The 19,232-nt window shown below is 66.0% G+C and carries 9 protein-coding genes; 4 read left to right on the top strand and 5 right to left on the bottom strand.

Annotated elements, in window-relative coordinates:
- Positions 1-108: 108 nt before the first annotated feature.
- The 3 genes from MYSTI_RS03075 (at position 109) to MYSTI_RS03065 (ending at position 4,630) form a co-directional block, all read left to right on the top strand.
- Positions 109-3,027, top strand: a complete 2,919-nt coding sequence (locus tag MYSTI_RS03075; RefSeq protein WP_015346231.1) for a serine/threonine-protein kinase — start codon at positions 109-111, stop codon at positions 3,025-3,027.
- A 102-nt stretch (positions 3,028-3,129) separates the two neighbouring features.
- Positions 3,130-4,203 (top strand): DNA ligase, encoded by a 1,074-nt coding sequence (locus tag MYSTI_RS03070; RefSeq protein WP_015346230.1) that lies wholly within the window; start codon positions 3,130-3,132, stop codon positions 4,201-4,203.
- 91 nt (positions 4,204-4,294) lie between these two features.
- Entirely contained in the window at positions 4,295-4,630 is a 336-nt protein-coding gene (locus tag MYSTI_RS03065; RefSeq protein WP_015346229.1) for a putative quinol monooxygenase, read from the top strand.
- Positions 4,631-4,715: 85 nt separating this feature from the next.
- Here the strand turns inward: MYSTI_RS03065 and MYSTI_RS03060 are convergent, their stop codons facing one another.
- The 4 genes from MYSTI_RS03060 to MYSTI_RS03050 all read right to left on the bottom strand — a co-directional run bounded on the left by MYSTI_RS03060 (position 4,716) and on the right by MYSTI_RS03050 (position 15,523).
- Positions 4,716-5,408, bottom strand: coding sequence for a DUF4240 domain-containing protein (locus tag MYSTI_RS03060; protein ID WP_015346228.1), 693 nt, complete (start codon positions 5,406-5,408; stop codon positions 4,716-4,718).
- 153 nt (positions 5,409-5,561) lie between these two features.
- Entirely contained in the window at positions 5,562-5,933 is a 372-nt protein-coding gene (locus tag MYSTI_RS03055; RefSeq protein ID WP_015346227.1) for a hypothetical protein, read from the bottom strand.
- A gap of 192 nt (positions 5,934-6,125) precedes the next feature.
- Positions 6,126-6,464 carry a hypothetical protein gene (locus MYSTI_RS42825; RefSeq protein WP_144369971.1) on the bottom strand — a complete coding sequence of 113 codons (339 nt, stop codon included), beginning with the start codon at positions 6,462-6,464 and terminating at the stop codon, positions 6,126-6,128.
- Positions 6,461-15,523, bottom strand: a complete 9,063-nt coding sequence (locus tag MYSTI_RS03050; protein WP_169558602.1) for an RHS repeat domain-containing protein — start codon at positions 15,521-15,523, stop codon at positions 6,461-6,463. The genes MYSTI_RS42825 and MYSTI_RS03050 overlap by 4 nt, the downstream gene beginning before the upstream one ends.
- An 877-nt stretch (positions 15,524-16,400) precedes the next feature.
- On the opposite strand from MYSTI_RS03050, the gene MYSTI_RS45610 reads away from it, so the two are divergent.
- Positions 16,401-17,126: a PilZ domain-containing protein gene (locus tag MYSTI_RS45610; protein WP_084668077.1), complete on the top strand. Its 726-nt coding sequence runs from the start codon at positions 16,401-16,403 to the stop codon at positions 17,124-17,126.
- On the opposite strand, the gene MYSTI_RS03040 is transcribed toward MYSTI_RS45610, so the two are convergent.
- The gene (locus MYSTI_RS03040) at positions 17,113-19,143 is read right to left on the bottom strand and encodes a neutral/alkaline ceramidase (protein ID WP_015346224.1); all 2,031 of its coding nucleotides are present in this window, start codon (positions 19,141-19,143) and stop codon (positions 17,113-17,115) included. The two genes, MYSTI_RS45610 and MYSTI_RS03040, sit on opposite strands and share 14 nt — an antisense overlap.
- Positions 19,144-19,232: the final 89 nt, after the last annotated feature.

The raw sequence follows: 19,232 nt of genomic DNA, 5'->3' as shown, positions 1-19,232 counted from the left end.
CGTCCGCGAGGGGAGAGGTCGGCCCAGACTCTCACGGCGACAAAGAACGGACGGGCCCCTGGCGCGTGGGTGCTACGGTTTGCGCGGGCACGGTTCTGGAGGAATCCCATGCGCTGCATCAGTGACGGCGACCTCATGAAGCTGCGGTGGGGTGAGCTCCCGGCCGAGCGCCTCGCTGACGTGAACGCCCACCTCGGCACCTGCCTCGACTGTCAGGCACGCCTCGCCGAGGCGCCCCCCACGCCCGGCTCGGAGCACTCCACGCCTCCCGAGGACCTCGTGCTGGAGAAGGGCACCGCCGTCGGCCGCTACCTCCTCCTGGAGAAGCTGGGAGCGGGGGCCATGGGGGTGGTCCATGGCGCGTACGACACGGAGCTGAACCGCCGCGTCGCCCTGAAGTTCCTCCGTGCGCGGGCCTTGAACTGGGCCCCGGAGAAGGCTCGCGCGCGGCTGCTCCGCGAAGCCCAGGCCATGGCGCGCGTCTCCCACCCCAACGTCGTGGCCGTCTACGACGTGGGCACCTTCCAGGAGCGCGTCTTCCTGGCGATGGCCCAGGTGGAAAGCCAGACATTGGAGGACTGGCTGAAGGCCACGCCTCGCACGTGGCGGCAGGTGCTGGGCGTCTTCCTCGACGCGGGCCGAGGCCTCGCGGCCGCCCATGACGCGGGCGTGGTGCATGGCGACTTCAAGCCCGCCAACGTGCTGGTGGACTCGGCGGGGCGCGCCCACGTCACCGACTTCGGCCTCGCGCGGCTCGCCTCCGCGCCCGGGGAAGACTCGCCTCCGCTCGCTCCAGGCGGGGGCTTCGCCCTGGGCGCCAGGACGTCCTCCCTCCATGGCGGAACCCCCGCGTACATGGCGCCGGAGCTCCTCAGCGGCGCGTCCCACCCGAGCCCCCAGAGCGACCAGTACTCCTTCTGCATGGCGCTGCACGAGGCGCTCCACGGCACCCGCTCGCCGCTGCCCGTCAGCCCCCAGGTGCCCACGTGGCTTCGGGCCATCGTCCTGCGCGGGCTCTCCCCCGCACCGGCGGAGCGCTACCCCTCCGTGACGGCCCTGGTCTCCGCGCTCCAGAAGGGCCCTGCTCGCCCGTGGCGACGCGGGCTCCAGCTCACGGGGGCCCTGGCGCTCGTGGCCGCGGCCGTGGGGCTGACGCACGCGCTCCACTCCCGAGACTGCACGCGGGCGGGCGAGGAGCTGGCCCACGTCTGGGGGCCGGCGCAGCAGTCCTCCATCCAAGCCGCCTTCGTCGCCTCCAAGAGGCCCTATGCGCAGTCCGCCTGGGAGCGCGTGCGCCAGGACCTCGACGCCTACACCCGGGAGTGGGTGACCGCGCGCACGCTCACCTGCGAGGCCTCACTCGCGCCCCGCGCGCAGCCTTCCGAGCAGGTCGACCAGAAGATGCGCTGCCTCGACAACCGGCTCGCGGACCTCGCCGCGCTCACGCGCCTGCTGTCTCAAGCCGATGGAAGAACCGTGGACTCGGCCCACCGCGCGGCGCAAATCCTGCCCTCGCTCGCGGACTGCGCCACGGCGGGCCCCGCGCCCGCGGTCCCCAAGAACGCAGAATGGCAGGACGCGCTCACCAAGGGCCGAGGCCTCCTCGCCACGGGACGGTACGCGGAGGGCGTCACGCTCGTGGAGCCGGTGGCGAAAGCCGCCCGGGAGGCTCGCAACCGCCACGAGGGCGCGGAGATCTTCCTGCTGCTGAGCGAGCTGCTCGAGGGCGCGGGCCGCTGGCGCGACGCGGAGGCCGCCCTCTTCGAGACCCTGGACGCCGCGGAGGCCACCCGCCAGGACGCGCTCGCCACCCGCGCCTGGACGCTCCTCGTCCGCGTGTCGTGCATCAGCCTGGATGAATACGACAAGGCCGCCCTGTGGAAGGACCGCGCCACCGCCGCGCTGGAGCGGCTGGGCGATGGCCATCCCCTGGCTCGAGTCCAGCTCCTGACCTACACCGGAACCCTGCTTCGCATGCAGCGTGACTACGCGCGCGCGGAGGAGAAGCAGGAGCAGGCGCTGGTGCTGGCGGAGAGCACCTTCGGCGCCAACAGCATGGCGGTCGCCGAGGTGCTCCTCGAGCTCGGCTCCACGCAATTCCAGGCGGCCCAGCTGGCCAAGGCCCGCGCCACACTGGAGCGTGCCGCCACCGTCGCCCAGGACCTGCTGGGCCCCCAGCACCCCGACGCCGCTCAGATGCGGGCGGCCATCGTGCCCGTGCTCCACAACGCCTCCATGGCCAACCCCTACACGGACACGCGCTATACCCAGGAGGAGCTGCTGAAGCTGGCGGAGGGCATCTGCCGCGAGGCCCTCCACATCGTGGAGCAAGCGCTGGGCCCCGAGCATCCGCGCGTCTACGACGGCCTCAACGACCTGGCCACGAACCTCGCGTTGCAGAGCCGGCACGAGGAAGCCCTCCCTCTGTTCCAGCGCGCGATGGACATCGCCGTGAAGACAGATGGCGCCGAGAGCTATGGGGTGTCCGTCCTCCACGACAACATCGCCTCGAGCTACTACATCCAGAAGCAGTTCGGCCCCGCGCGGGAACACTTCCTGCGCGCCATGACCATCCAGGAGAAGATCCACGGCCCGCGCTACCCGGGACTGCCCATCTCGTTGAGGGTGATTTCCATCACCCTCGGCAAGGAGGGCCGCCACGCGGAGGCCCTCCCCTACGGTCAGCGGGCCGTCGACCTCCTGAGCACCCTGCCGGACGACAGCGCCTCGGCGTGGACGGGCATCCTGATAAACCTGGGCCGGCTGTACCTCACGCTCGAGCGACCCGACGAGGCCATCCCGGTGATGGAGCGAGCCGTCGCGGGTTGGGAGAAGGCCCAGCCCAGGACAGGTCAGCGGGCGACAGCGCGATTCCTGCTCGCGCGAGCCCTCTGGGAGTCGGGCAAGGACCGCAAGCGGGCGCTGCGACTGGCCTCCGAGGCGCAGCGCATGGCCAGCCTCGACGACCCTTCTCCCACGGTGCTCCAGGAGATCCACGACTGGCTCGAGAAGCGCTCGCGGCTCTGAGCAGGCGCTGGCCCGGGTCCCTTCGGGGCTTTGGGAACGTCGGACCCCAGGGGTACGATTCTCTTCGTCGCCGCGAGCAAGCGCGGTGTGGAGGAGACATCCTTGGCGGACATCGCGGACGGTGAGCAGGCGCAGATGCAGGGCTCGGGCTCCAAGCCCTACATCCTGAAGAACACGGGGGGTGTCTATTCCTGCTCGTGTCCCGCGTGGCGCAACCAGTCCATCGCCATCGAGCGGCGCACGTGCAAGCACCTGCGCAAGCTCCGGGGTGACGCCGCGGAGGATGCGCGGGTGGGTGGCGATGCGCCGCCGGCCCGGGCGACGCGTGCGAAGAGCGCGGAGGGTGACGCCGAGGAGTCCGCCGAGAAGGCCCCGCCGCTGCTGCTCGCGCAGTCGTGGGAGAACGACGTGGACCTCACGGACTGGTGGATGAGCGAGAAGCTGGACGGGGTGCGGGCGTACTGGGATGGCAAGCGCTTCTGGTCGCGGCTGGGCAACGAGTACCTGGCGCCGGAGTGGTTCACGGCGGGGCTGCCGGACTTCCCGTTGGATGGGGAGTTGTTTGGCGGGCGCAAGCGCTTCCAGCGCACGGTGAGCGTGGTGCGTCGGCAGGACAAGAGTCAGGACTGGAAGGAGTTGATGTTCCTCGTGTTCGACGCGCCGGGGGTGGACGCGGACTTCGAGCAGCGGCTGGAGCGGTGTCGTGAGTGGTTGGGGGCGGCGAAGCCAGCGTATGCGCAGTGGCATCCGCACGAGCGGTGCCAGGGGACGGTGCATCTGCGCGCGGAGTTGGAGCGGGTGGAGGGTTTGGGGGGCGAGGGGCTGATGTTGCGCAAGCCGGGGTCTCGCTACGAGGTGGGGCGCTCGCACACGTTGTTGAAGGTGAAGAGCTTCAAGGACGACGAGGCCATCGTGGTGGGGCACGTGGCGGGAGCGGGGCGGCACAAGGGGCGGTTGGGGGCGTTGGAGGTGGAGCTGCGCAACGGGAAGGGCTTCAGCGTGGGGACGGGGTTCTCGGATGCGGAGCGAGGAGCGCCGCCGCCGGTGGGGACCATCATCACGTTCCGGTATCAGGAGCTGTCGAATGACGGGGTGCCGCGCTTTCCTTCGTACATCGGCGTGCGCATCGACGCGGCGCCGTTCCCGATGAAGGAGAAGGGCAAGGCGAAGCGCTGAGGCGGGCGGGGTGTAAATCGAGCGACATCCCGCAAGCTGGGTGTTACGAGAACTTCCGACCCTCGAGGCATGGCGTGCCTAGGAGAATCGGATGAGTCTGCTGGTGTTGGTGGAGTTCAAGGCCCGGGCGGATGGGGAAGCGACGTTCCTGCGGGTAGCGAAGGCCCTGGCCGCGGAGGCGGCGACCGAGCCGGGGACGCTGCGCTACCAGTGGTGCACCACGCAGAAGCCCGGGCACTACTCGATCATCGAGGAGTACGTCGACGCCGACGCGGCTGAGACACACAACCACCACGTGGAGCCGCTGCTGCGCGAGCTGTTCGGTGTGGCGGACCTGGTGTCGATCCAGTTCTTCGGGGCGCTCAACAAGTACCTGCGCGACTGGAGCACGGGCCGCGAGGGCGTCACGGTCAATACGCCGCTGTAGGGTGGTGGATGGAGCGGCGGCGCTCTCGGAGATGGCGGGATGTGGAACCTGGGCCTGAAGGAGGCTCAGGATGGTCGGATTGAGTTCAGAAGAAATCGAGTTCCTTGCCGAACTTCTCCTTGAAGACCCGACTGGTCACGTGGTGCATGAGGGCGGGGTCTCCGACACTGACCCATCGCGGAATCGTCTCGGGTCGCTTGAGAATGCTCTCGTAGAACTCGCGACCTTGCACAACCGACCAGTACGCGATGTCCATCAACCCATCCTCAGAAACATCTGGGCCCAGCATCCTGTCAAACGGCTCTCCTCTGAGCACGGAGGCTGTCCGAACGAACTCTTCGTGGAATTGAGCGACCTCCGCCTCGCTCATCTCCCAGAGAATCCGCTTCAACTCCTCTGCTTGGCCATTCGCACGGTGGATGATATCCCAGAACGACTCTGAGACCTCTTCACCGAGTTCCACATCCGCCGTGGCATCATTCGCCCCCATGGACAATAGACTCGCGTTGAAGAATTGATGTGCATATCGAACCACCTCGTCCAGGCTCGAGAACACAATTTCATCCACATAAGCCTTTCCATGGAGAGCCCTGCTGACAACCCAGCGATGTTGTTCACGACGCAGCAGGAATGACTCCCTCCAACCATGGAGCCCATCCTCCGCCTCGAAGCGAAGATCTCTTCTACTGACAAACAAGGCCCCTTCCATGGAGAACGGAGTCGGGCGCACATAGAGTCCGTTCTCGACAAGGCTCCGTCTCACCGCATCCAACTCCATTCATCACCCCATCCGTGGTCGCTGCATCCCTGCGGCAACCACTCAGTCCGCCTGAGCACTCGAGTTTCGGTCAACACGCCGCAAGAGGACTGCCGGAGCAGCCCCTTTCTCGAAGATGAGGCAACCTGACACCTGGACCCAAAGACCATGGCATCAGCTCCTTTCGCCGCGTCCGCCCCACGCATGTTGCCGTGCAAGCTCCCGCTCGTGGGAGAGGAGGATGCTCTCTACCTGTTCCTCGGAGACCTCAAGCTCATCGCGATTCGTGACGTCCTCCAGCTTCTCGCCAGGGCGTAGCTCGTACATCTGAGATTGGATCCCTTGTTGGGCGAGTGCGCCTAGCAACTGATTGAGGCACCGAACAGCCTCCTCATGGTCGTTGCCGAAGAGCGTGAACTCCGCCAGAGGAGAGGATTCGTCGCGTCCCTGGATTTCAGCCAGGCTCATTGGCAAGACCTGTCGAACTGCCCTGGCGAGACGTGCGATGTCGCTCCCTTTGCGTGGAACCACGACGATCTTCGACATCGTTCTCCCTCACGCAACGCTGTCAGAAGAAATCGAGTTCTTTGCCGAACCTCGCCCCTTCTCCATCGAGGATGACCCACCTCGATTCCCCGCACATCCGCCTGGAACCAAGTCAGCGTTCCGACGTTTCCGAGCTGGGTGCTGTGCCCCTCGAAAACCAAGAGAGGCACAGCGAGCTGCCAACCCGCTTCTTCAGCCTTCGTCGGAAACGGTTGCTGCGAGAACATCCCCATCATTGAGGTTGCGCACATCCTCGCCCGACATCTCCAGTTCCGCTGTCATCCCCGCCTCAAGCTCATCGAAGGCGCGGCGATAGGCATGAATGGACTCCACACGGAGCGACACGGCATGGTCGCCAGTTCGCAGAGAAGGTCCATAACCACCTGGCTCCTTCATTGGAACCAAGCGGAACGAAACCACGAACCTGTCTCCCACTCGAAGGGGGCCAGAATGAATTCGTCCCCTGATAAGCGTTCGCCCTTCGACATGGGAAACCCCCGCTACACCAAATTCGATGGTCCTGCTGCTCATGGCGTCTTCACCTTGGTTACAGCCTCCATGATGAAGCCTTCAATCTGCTCCTGAGAGAGGCTGGGCGCATTCCTGAGCGCGTCACTCAAAGCACCCTTATCTGGAATTCGGCCTGGAACCCCTACCCCCAGCTTTCGAAGAATCGCGCGCGCCTCGGCGGCGGTGACTGTCGTACTTGCCCTCTTGGCGAAATCCAATGGAGCCAATCCCACCGCTATTTCCCGCTCAAGGTCTGCAAGAACATTCCCTGCAGAAAGTTCAACACCCACAAGATCCTCAGGAGAGGCAATTTGCAAAACTCCTTTGCCGTAGTTGGAGCTTTCGGTCGCGAAAATTGCTGCAACCACAGGGTCCGTTGATACCGGTGTGATTCCAATCCGTTGAAGCGCCGGGTTTCCAGGATAGCCTTCTGAGGTGCCACGGAAGAGATGCTGTGGCACCGCCGCTGTTCCAGCGCCACTGGAAGGCAGCGACGAACTGGCTACTGTCGCGTCCCCCACTGCTGTACCGCCGCCCCCTGGAAGCCCATCGGGAGCAAGAGCCATCCCACCACTGGCGGTCTCGACCGCGACTGCCTCACCCCGCTGAGCAAAGAGCTTGAATGGATTGCCCGCAGCGCCTAGCGAGCCCATGTCGCCTTTGGGCAGTCGGCTCGCGACCGCGCCGAGCACCTGCCCGCCCATCTCATACGCCTTTGACAGCGCCGCTGCGCCACCTGGAACCTTCCCAACGGCCCATTTTCCAGCCGTACCCAGGTACGGAGCAGCCTTGCCAAGCACCACTCCACCGGCTGCTCCATATGCCGCGCCCTTGACTTGACCTTCCCCGAACGAAGACCACTCTTGAGCCCGCCCGGAGAACGTCAGTGCATTGACCCCAGCCCCCCCCAGAGCGCCCGACACCGCCAGGCCTGTCCCTCCACTGATAACCGTTGCATCGACCGACAGGCCCAATTCGGCACCGGCTATCGTGTTTTGGGTAACAATGGAACCGTACTCGCCAATGCCCTTGCAGCCACTCCACAACAAGCAATCATTGACTGCACCTCCGATGGCCTGGCCCACCCCCCACGCAAAGCCGAGTGCACCACCGACCAGCGTCGCCGAATGTCCGTCTTCATCGCGGTAGATCAGCGGATTTCCCCGGCCATAGGAGTACCGATGCAAGCTCGGCGCGTCAGCCTGTTCGCCCGCGTAGGTGTCGCGACTGATGAACCGCCCCAGCTCGCTGTCGTAGTACCGGGCCCGCGCGTACGTCAGGCCCGTCTCCACGTCATACTGATGCCCCGTGAACCCCAGCTTGAACGCACCCGCCGTGGGCGCTGAGCCCGCTCTGTGGTTGCCCCACGCGTCGTATTGACGCACAGCCGTGACGCCCCCACCCACGCTGGTGGACATGGCATCCGCCACACTCCCCAACGCGTCCGACGTCAGGAAGCTCGACGAGGGCTGCGCGGAGATTTCCGTGACCGCCAACGGCCCGGCTCCGTAGTGATAGCGACGTCGCGCCGGATGGCTGGCCTGGGCTCCGTCCGCCTCCTGCAACACGAAGTCCTCATCCAGGATGTAGACGACGTTCTCCGAGGACGTCTTCCGCTGCGTGCGCTGGAGGCCGATATCGTAGTCGTACCGCCCCACCTCCAGCCCATTGTCGAACACCGCGGTCAACGTCTGCCGGATGTCCCAGGACAAGGCCCGGGTGCCACTCTGCATCGTCCGCTGGACGAGGTTGCCGGCAAGGTCATAGTCGAGCGTGGCATTCCGAGAAGCGTCCTTCGCGTCGACGATCTCCCGCAGCCAGTCCACTCGATTGAACGCCGCCGTCACATCCCGGGTGAGCTGGAGCTGGGAGGCCCCCTGGTAGGCGTCTGGCCCCAGGCCAATGCCCCCCGCCATCGAGCTCGGCACCTGGCGCTCCCCAATGCGATTGCCCACGGCATCCAGCCCGTAGAGCGACGTCACCCCATCCGGAGAAGCGACTCCCGTAAGACGGTCCAGGACGTCATGGCCGTACGTCGTCAACTCGTCCGCGCCAAGCACCTGTGTCTGTGGAGCGGTACGCGCCTCCACCTGCGACAGCCGGTTCCCATTCGAGTCATAGGCATACGCATATCGGCTGACGGCCACACCGCTCGGCTGACACGTGGAGGACACAGCCCCGTGAGCGACCACCAACTGAGACAGTCGTCCGGCATCGTCGTAGCAACGCCCCTCCGAAACCCCGTTGGGCCACACCACGCCCTTCGGCAGGGAGTCCGGCCAATACGAGTACCGCACCATCCCCGCCGGCAGCGTCGCGTGGGTCAGTCGCCCCAGCGCATCATAGGAATAGGTCGTCGTGACGCCGTCGGCGTCCTCAACGCTCGTGCGATGCCCCATCGCATCGTAGGCGTAGGTGAGCTTCTTCCCGTCGTGCTCGCGCAGCCGCGTCTTGACCCGGTCGAGCGCGTCATGGGTATAGGACGTCACCTCGCTCTGGGGCCCACTCGCCGTGGACTTGTGCTGAGTCTCACGAGAGACATTCCCATTCCCATCGTAGGTGATGCTCTCGGAGTCCACCGAGGGGAACACTCGCGGAAGCGCATGCTGCGAGTAGCTGCGCGAGCCGAGGCGATCCAAGAGACCATGCACCAGGGTTGTCAGCTGCCCCTTGGGGTCCAACCGCGTCGCCAGGTTCCCGTTCTCGTCATAGGTGAACCGCGACGTCAGCGTACCGATCACACCCGAGGGCGTCGCGCCGGTCTCGAACAACGGCACGCTGGCTCGCTGTGTGGGTGTCAGCCGTGCATGGCCATCCAGATGCGGATGCTCGGCGGTGCGCAGGTTCCGCGCGTCATACTCGTACGTCGTGAGATTCCCATTCGCGTCCTGCTTCGCCACCAGGTTCCGCGTGGCGTCATAGACGTAGGAATACAGACCACCGGCCGCATCCGTGACGGTCAGCAGCTTCCCCAACTCGTCGTACGCGTACTTCGTCACAGACGTGCCAGTGCACGCCTGGGACTCCATCTGCGCCAGCGTCAGCCCCGTCGCGCCACCGTGCCCCAACGTCGGCTGCCCCAAGGGTCGCTTCTCGCAGACCTTGTTACCCGAGGCATCAAAAGCCCGGACGGTCACCTGTCCGAGAGCATCCTCCTCGCGAACCCTCCGCCCCAGGTCGTCGTAGGAGAACCGGGTATCGAATGAGGCCCCCGTCGCTCGTGGGCCCTTCTGTTGCGCCAGTTGCCCCCCGGCGTCGTACTGGAACGTGGTGGTGGCCGCATCCACGGTCCCCTCACCCAGCGTCTCCTCGAGCATTCGTCCGGCGCCATCAAACAACCGCCCCGTCGCATGACCATTCGCATCGACCGTGCGGACCGCTTGCCCCGCGGCGTCATGGACCCAGGACTGCTCGGCCACCTCCAGGCCCTGCCCCCGCACGGAGCGCACCTTGCGCCCCAGACCATCCGAAGAGTCCACGGTGGGCACGCCCCGCCGGTCCACATACGTCTGCGAACGGCTTGCGTCGTCATAGGTCCAGCTCTGGGTGTAGACAGCCGCCCCCCCTGACGACAGGTGCTCCGTCTGACTCAGCGGACGCCCCACCGCATCCTGGGAGAACCGGGTGACGTGCCCCTTCGGGTTCTTCTCCTGCCGCTTGTGGAGCGCGTCGAACCGAATCTCCGAGGCATTCCCCTGCGCATCCACCCGACGGACCTCTCGTCGGAGCCCGTCCCGGAAGACCCCGGAGAGATTCTCCCGCGCGTCCCGCAGCTCCTCGCGAACCAACCCCTCCGCATCCGGCGAATCCACGTACACGCGCTGGCTGACCGTGAGCAGCTGCCCTGACTGGGAGATGTTCTCCACCAGGACCTCGTCACGAGGCCTGCCCAGAGCATCAAACGTGAAGCGCCGCTCCACGCCTCGCCCATCCACGGATTGGATGACGCGCCCCTCACCATCGTGGACCTGGCTCTCGGCCACACCCATGAGCCGACTCACCTTCTGCGGACGCCCCAAGGCGTCGTGCACGGTCTCCGTGCGACGTCCCAGCGCATCCACATTGGCCGCCACCTGTCCGTACTTGTCGAACTCGACCGTGCTCGTCAGCCCGAGCGCGGGCCCTGCTCCCGCGACATCTGGCTGGCGGGCCAACGGCCCGGATGCCGCGTCCACCACCGCCTTGAAGACACGACCCAGACCATCGAAGTGCCGTGCCCTCAGGAAGCCGCGCGCATCCCGTGTCCACTCGACGTGGGCCACGTCGTCGTGCACGGTCTGCGTCGTATAGACGTGCTGTCCGGACTCCTTGGCCACCGTCTCCGTGGTCGAGAACACGCGACCCAGTCCGTCATACGTCGCCGACTTCATCCGATGCTGGACGCCCCCCACCTCCCAGCGCGTCTCCGTCACGTTGCCACGGCCGTCATGGCGGCGGCGCTCCACCCCACCATTCGCATCCGTCAGGACGACGGCACGGCCCAACAGGTCGTGCTCCATCGTGCTGGGATGGCCGTTGCCATCCACCTGGCGAACCCGCAGGCCCCTCAAGTCATACGCAAACGCCTGTGCATAGCGCAGTGACGAGGAACCATCGGTGGCGCCAGGAACCTCAGGGCCTTGCTCCTCCACGACACGGTAGAGGGAGTCCATGCGATAGGTCCGGTCGAACCCCGACAGGTCAGACTCCCACACCTTGTTGCCGACGGCGTCATAGCCAACACGCGACACCGTCCGGACACGACCCACCTCGTCCGTGCTTCCTCCCTGTGAGGTGAAGCGCGGCCCATCTCCCACCGACGCAATGACTTCCACGGGCCTGTCGGCGAAGTCATAGGCAGTCGACATGCGCACGCCACGGCGGTCCAGAACGGACGTCTGGTTCCCCACCTCGTCATAGGTGAAACGAGTCTCCAACGCCCCCGTGAGGCGCCCTCCGGACTCCACCGTGCGCACCCGTCGACCCGCCGCATCCAGCGTGTGCTCGCGGACGAAATCCCCACCCACAATCTCTCTCTTGAGATGGCCGCCCGCGTAGTACTCGAGCGTACGAGTGACTCCGAGGCCCTGGGACGTGTTGCGCACCTCCTTCTTCACCCGGTCCAGCGCATCCCACTCCTGGACCCGGTGGCGCCCCAGACCATCCTGCTCGGTCAACAGCCGGCCTCGCGCGTCGTACGTGTACTGCGAAGCCACCGTGGTGGCCCCCTGAACCTGGAGCGTCTTCGACAGGAGCTGGCCATAGATGTCGTAGCCCGTCGCCGTCTCCACATGGCCATCCGCCCCCACCGTCTCCACCCAGTCACCCGTCAGCGCCCCCTGCGGACACGGCGTGGTGCTCTCCACCCCGCAGTACTTCCACTGGAGCACGACGTCCTGGGACGACGTCGCCAGGGACGCCACGGCCTGCTCGCACGTCCCCGTCGACGTCAGGACCTGGCGCGGCACCCGGTTCGCATAGTGACGCGTCTCCAATACGCGCCCCGTACCGAAGGGCAGAAGGGATTCGGGCGCATCTCCCGTGGAGTCGACCCGGGAAACGGTGGCATATCCCTCCGCATCGACGTGGCAGGTCTGCGTGTTGAAACCCGCGTCGTATCCCCACTTCTCCACCACCTCCGCCACGGACTGCCCTTGCGCATCCGTGACAGCCACCGTGGCGGCCACCGCGCCCACGGCCGGCAGCGCGCCGCCTGAAATGCGGCGAGCCACCAGATTGCCCTTCGCGTCATGGCTGAACCGCGTGATGCGCCCTCGAGCGTCCTCCTCCGTCACGCGCGTGCGATGGACCGCATCCCAGAGCGCGGCCGTGCGCGCCACCACACCCGCGGACAACGGCCGCTCCAGCTCCGCCACCGCGCCCGTGGGGAGCATGCGATAGCGAGTCGCCGGAACCTCGGGCCGAGGCCCCTTCACTTCGGTAGCGAACGTCGTGAATGACTGTCCAAGCACCGTGCGCGACTCGGGCGCGATGCTGTATGCGAACGTGGTGGTCGCTTCCTGCAACGGCTGGAGCGAAAGCGTCTCCACCACGCTCTTCACCCGTGCATCCTTGTCCACCAGGAGCAGGTAGGCGTCTTCACCCGGAATCGTCTCCAAGGCACTGTGGTAGGTGTAGCGAATCACCTGGCCATCGGGCCCGATGTGCTGGGACATCCGAGTCCGTCCCAGCTCCGAGGCACCGTTCTCGTAGGAATACGCCTCGGTCCTGACGGGAGCACCGCTCCCACAGGCCCCATCGTAGCGGGCCACGGAGGACAGCCGCCGTTGGCTGTCATAGCCATACTGGATGCAGACGCCCAACGGGGTCAGGGTCGTTGCGTCCACACTCGTGGCGTGGTTCAGCTCCACGCGATGGAGCCGCAGTCGACCCGACTCACGTTGATAGCTCAGCTGGAGCAACCGCCCGCTCGCCCCATCGTGGACTCGCGTGAGTGCCCCATCCAACGAGGCATCCCCATAGCGAAGCGAGACCTTGTGCCCCGCTGGAGCGACAATGGACGTGAGCCGATACCTGGCCGGATACACCGCGGTGTCCAGGCGTCCATGCCGGTACTCCACGCCGCTCTTCGCGCGGAAGATGAACTCGCGGCCGGCTCCAGCCCCCTCGACCCGCAGCGTCCCGTGGAAGCCGCGCTGGGGTACGCACCCGACGCCCTCCTCCGTGCATTGGAAGGTGTGGCCGCTGCCTTCGCCCCCTGTGACCACGTAGCGGAATCCTCCGCCTGCGGGCAACACAGCCCCCTCGTAGCCATGCGTCCAGCCAGCCCCCAGCAGTCCCTCCCCACTGATTCCCGAGGCGTACGTGCGCGTCCAGGCGAGCCCGAGCCCTCGACTTGGGAGCTCGACATCCGCCGCCTGCTTCACCAGGTGCCCGTCCACCACGCTGACACCCTTGACGAAGGTGTGCGCGACCGGAAGCTTGCCCACGCTCCCCACGCGCGTCGTGAGCGGCACATCTTCGTGCAAGGTCTCCTGGACTGGATTCTCCGGTACCAGGGCGACCCGGATGTCTTCGGTGCCGACCTGTCCGGGAGGGACGTCCACCGTCGCGAAACCATCCAGCCCCAGGAGAACAGCACCACTGAGGGGAACCACTTCCGTGATGCCCGTCGGCCCCGTCCGGACCGTGGCCGAGGCCAGCTCCGTGCCCCCCCGACTGACCACCAGGCGCCCGGGAGTGAAGACCTTCACCCCCAGACGCGCGGGGTAGGCCACAGGCGACTGTGCATCATCCGGCGGAGGCTGCCCGGGCTCCGGCTTGAGTGAAGAGACGAAGTCCCACGCGGGAAGCATCCACTGAGCTCCGAGCGGGAGCCCTGACAGCACGATGTCCTCACTGGGGTGCAGAATCTCGACGTCCTCCGCCGCCTGGAGCACCTTGGTGGGGGGAGACGTTGAATAATCCTTCGCGTACAACTCGAAACGCACTCGCCCCCCTTCCGTTCCCGCTAGCAGAGGCAGGATGCGGTGGGCGTTCGCGCTCTCAGGAAGGATGATGTCGTTGTCGGCATCGCGCGGGTGTGACGAAAGGTCCAGGACTGCATCTCCCGGGACTTGGGGCTGGGCCTTCACACGGGCATAGATTTGATCCGAGGTCCCGTTGTTCGCCCAGAACGCCATCGCGACGTCAGACGTCAGCGCCATTCCCCTAGGAGGAAGACTCCCGCCCCCGGTAAGCTGCCGCTGGAGATCCAGCGTTGGAGTCGTAGAGGAGTTCCAGCTATACAAATCCCGCGCACAGCAGACCTTCACCAGTTGACCATTGGCTCTGCGCTCGAAGGCAATGGCCTGCAAATACACTTCCTGCCACGCGTTCTGCACCAGGAACCGCTGCCGGAAGATCACGGTCTTGTCGTCGTCCCCAGACTCGGTACCTATTGTGGAGGGAACCGCCTCGACAAAGCCCAACACCTCGCTCGCTTCCGACAGCGTCCAGATGCCTACCGCGACATCGGTCAGGTCCGCCTCATTTCCTGTCAGGGGGACCCAGCCTGGGGCATTCTGGGGCCATCTCAGAATCTGGACCGCTTTGAGCTTGGGGCTGGACGTCAGATAGGCCCCGTTGAAGTCATCGTTGCTCGTCGTCCGGAACGTGTAGCGCAGCGTCGAATTGGCGTTGATCCAGACAGTCCGGCTCAGGGAGTCTACCGTCATCGTCACGTAGTAGTAGCCAGTGCTGGGGCCAGGAATGTACCCGGGCCCTATCCAACCACTCGTGTCCGACCACTCCTCGATGCTCGTGAGCTGCATCGGGTTGGTGGGGTCCAACACCTGCGTGGTCATCACGTCCTGGAAGCGGAAGAACCGGCCGGTGGTCGCGGCCTGGGTCCAGACCACCTTCTTGTTCGCACAAGCATTCCCATACTGGTCGAGGACCCGCCCGAACAGCGGCGACACGAGTTGAATCCCTGGCTCCTGGATCGCCGACACGTTGGCGAGACGCTCAACTTGAGCAGGAGCGTCCGGCAGGCCCACATGGCCGAAAGGCGAGGGCAACGTGAAGAGCTCCGTACCGTTGGAGGTCTCCGCCGTCACCATGCTGTATCCGAGGCGCAACTTGTGCGGCGTGGCTTGCCGCACGAAGGAGTACCGCAGGATGTAGGTATCCGGGAGGACTCGAACCGAAGCGAGTCCATTCTCGTCCGTGAGTACCGCCAGTTGAGCCTGGGGTGTCGCGCTGCCCCCCACCGGAAGGAATCGGGGTTGCGAGGGTGCCTGCCCCTTGAAGGTGACCGTTGCCCCCAACACAGGCTCCCCAGTCGTCGTCGTCACACGCACCGTCACAGGCTGAGGGAGTGGCTGGCCTACGACACCCTCCTGCAGGTCGGTCGCGACGATCTTCTCGATGCGAGCCACCTGACTCACATCCTCAACAGCCAGCCCACTCTTCCAGAGCAAGGCTTTCGCCCGGATACCCTGAAGGGCTTCGGACGAGTTGCCCCCCCATGCCATGCGCCAGGCGCGGCCATAGCCGCCTCTCATCTCCGCCGTGAGCCCCTCCACCAGCGTCGTGAGCGCAGCCTGGGCTTGCTCGCGACGCGCCTTCTCATCTTCACGCGTGAGTCGGAAGGTCTTCAATAGCGCCTCCGCACTCAGCAGCGCATCGCGTGACTGCTCGAGGGCGGCTCGCTCAGCCTCAGTGGGCCAAGGCAGATGCCAGAACCGCTCCCACCAGGCGGGTTGCGGCGGCAGCATCAGCTCGACCTTCGCCAGCGCCTCCAAGAACTGGACTTGAGCGACATCTCGGCTCGCTTCCCACTGTGTCCGCGCCGCCTCGTAGACCCTCGTCTGATCATTCCGTTCGAAGTCGCTGTCTCGGCGTGACTCCAATCGGCCGCCATTCAGAGGCGAAGCCAATTCCTTTCGCGCGGACAAATCCAACCAACCCGAAACCCCATCATCCGCGAGTGCCGACATGCCACTCAGCAGCATCAGCCACAAAAGCGCACACTTGCTCGACATTATCGAGTCCCCCTCTTCAATGTCTGTCCAAGCCACTACACTGCACGGCCGACAAGAGTCAATCCCATACCCAAACCAATCCGATGAAGCCTGCAGTGGCCGAACTGATTGCCAAGCCAGAGCACGGCCCCCTCTATCGGAGCCGTGCCGACACTGACCATCTCATATCCAGGACAAGAGTCCGGCGAACTGGACCCCATCCATGCAAGGCTTCAGGCAGGGCTTTCCGTGCGAATACCAGGTCGCCCCTCTACGCTCTTCACAAGCAAATCCAGACAAACCTGCCTTTCATTGACAGGCAACGACCCCGCGCATGCACTGGCAGTGCCAACAGGACAACACACCCAACAGGGCCCGCGCGGAAGGAGCTTCCGGCCTCAGAATTCCGAGACGCCCACCAGGAATCCGCAGAGCCTCATCGTCCACCGCATGGCATCGACAAGAATGTGCGAACGACTCCATTCATTGCGCGTCCGTGGAATGACCCGCGGCGATGCAAGCGCGAGGCGACCTCAAACGCTGGCAAGCGAGGCCACGAGCAGGGCTCCACCGTGGAGCCCCTCAACAGGGTGTCTCTGTCTGCCCCAGTACGCCACACATCCACCCAGCCCGACACGTCACACCGCTGACGAGCCCACACCCCACAGGCTCTGTGCGCTATCCATCACTCCGCCAGCGCAATCACAGTGACGCACCGCGAGACACCGTCACACCAGCACCCTCAAGCCTTAGAATCACGAATCCACCCTCCGCCCCCGCGGAGTGGACCTCGCTCGAGGTGACCATGCACTGCGAGCTCTGCCTCTCGGAACACGCCGCCGATGCGCGGTGCCCTCATCCTCCCCACAGGCACCGCCCCTCCTCCCACCATCACGGCACCACCCAGCCCCACGGACAGGTCCACCTCTCCTCCAACCCGTGGAACCTCCGCGTCCATCGCCCCCAGGGCCTCCACACCCACGGCGTGGACATCGACCGGGGTGGCCTCTTCCTCAGCTGCGAGGAACCCTTCCCTCCCCTCTTCACCCGCCTGGAGCTCACGCTCCACCTCGCCGGAGAGGACTTCTCCTGCACCGGCGAAGTCGTGCGCCACGTCGACGCCGCACACGCTCGCACCTGGGGCAGCACCTCCGGCATCGGCGTCCAGCTCCTCCCCGCCCCTCCCCGCCTCCGCGAGCTCCTCTCCCGCGCCCGCGCCGCTCCCCTCACTTCACCGTGAAGGCCCGAGACGCCCCGTAATACGGCCGCACCCGCCCATCCCACCCGGACTTCCAGTCCCCCTCATGCAGGATGCGATACGTCCCCGGCGCCGCATCCCCCGGAATCCGCCACTCCACCGTGACGTGCGAGCACCCCAACGTAGGCACACAGTTCTCCCGCTCCCACGAATACCGGGTCTCCCAATCACTGTCGTCCGCCACGTCCACCCACGCCCCAATCAATCCCTTGCGCTGGACCCGCAGATACGTCCCCTCCAGCCGCAAGTCATTCTTCGGATGCGCCCCCCAGAACGTCACCCTCACCGTATCCCCACGCCCATAGGACGCCTGCGCATCCGCGTACACCTCCCCGAACTCCACCCAGAGCAGCTTGTCGTCGAACACCACCCCCGGCTGCAGACTCGCCTGGAGGAAGCGCAGGTCCGGCGGCGTGGGCCCCGGTGACACCGCCTGGCCCTCCCGAATCGCCGCCGCCAGTCCGTCGAAGCCCTGCTGGATGGCCGCCAACGTCCACGGCCCGAAGTGCGTCGACGCCCCCTCGTAGTCCTGCCGCGCGTACTCCTCTCGCGTCGCCACATACCCCGCATAGTCGTTCGACAGGCCCGCGATGATGACCTCCGTCACCCCCACGGACTCGAGCTGCTCCAGCACCGTCCGCCGCAAGCGACGCCCCGCCATCGTCGTCATCTCGAACGGCACCCCCACCAGCGCGAGCGGCCCCACCGTCACCACCTGGAATGGCAACACATTCGGCGTCCACGGATGCGGCTGCATCGCGCCCAGCTCCAACACGATGGGCTTCTCCCCCTGACACGGCGTCGTCGTCAGCGCACACGTGAACTGGCTCCACAAGTCATGCACCGCCGCGCACGACGCCCCCTCCACTCCGAACCCCGGCCCATCCTCCGCCCCCGCGAGCATCGACAGTCCGATCGCCGCGGGACACGTGCGGTGCGGCCGCCCGTCCGTGAACGCGGGCGCCACATCCACCGCGTCCATCTTCACGAAGGTGTGCCGGTAGTCCACGCCCCCCGTCAGCGGCGCCCCCGTCTGCCCCCACAGGTGCGAGGCGAAGTCGAACTGACGCCGGGCCGAAATCTCCGTGTCCTCGAAGTCATCCGCCCCGCCCCCATTCGTCCCGCCCAACACATTGGGCGTCACATCCCCCTCGTTGGACTGCGCAAAGGCAGCCACGAACGTGTCGCCCGCGTCGTGAGCCTTCTCGAACCAATACGAAGCCAATCCCTTGTTGTCACCGCTGATGAAGTGGTGGGTGTTGCCCATGGACGTGGCATGCACCGCGAACCAGTTGATGAGCCCCACGTCGCGCCCATCCGTCCGCGTCAAGCGCAGCAGCGTCATCCGCGTGTCCACGTCCTGAGCATACAGGGCCCGCTCCGCCGGAGGGTTCAGGCGATACGCCGCCGGAGAGCGATTGCGGCTGGCCCCCAAGAGCTCCCCCGACGCCAGGCGCAGCGTCCCCTCCCCCAGCCGCGAGTGCGCACGGACGACCGACGTGACGATGCCCGAGACGATTGCATCGAAGTTCTGCGGCACGAACCCCAGCGAGGTCAGGTTGTAGAACGTGTGGTGCGAGAAGCCCCCCGGCCCCGAATGCGTGTGCGTGGCGCTGATGAGCACGTTGTCATCGCCGTACACCTCCCCGAAGCGCGCGCGCAGCTTCTCCACCACCTGCGTCTTCACCCCCTGGAAGACCATCCCCAGGTCCGCGCTCACGAACACGACGCGGCGACCGTTGCACGGGGACTCGATGATGAAGGCGCGTGAGCGCAGCCGCTGGTGGATGCCGGCCGTCTGCTGGGAGAGCTGGCCGTAGCCCATCATCCCCACCTCCGCGGCCGGCCCGGTGATGTCCCCCATCCCCGCCCCCATCAGGAAGCGCGTGTTGCCCGCACAGGCGTCCTGCGGGCTCGCGCTCGAGGGACTCGCGCCCAGGGCCACCGCCCCCACGACGAGCCCCAGCACCAGGACGAACCGGTTGAGCTGTGCACACATGCCTTCCTCCGCGGCGGGTGGGAGCTGACTCTCCAACGGGCCTCCCTCAATAAGAACTCTCCCGCCCCCGTGCACTCGTCCAGTGACAG

This window comes from Myxococcus stipitatus DSM 14675 (assembly GCF_000331735.1).
Taxonomy (GTDB): Bacteria; Myxococcota; Myxococcia; order Myxococcales; family Myxococcaceae; genus Myxococcus; species Myxococcus stipitatus.
Note: the sequence above shows the minus strand (reverse complement) of the source record. Positions and strands in the feature narration are given on the sequence as shown.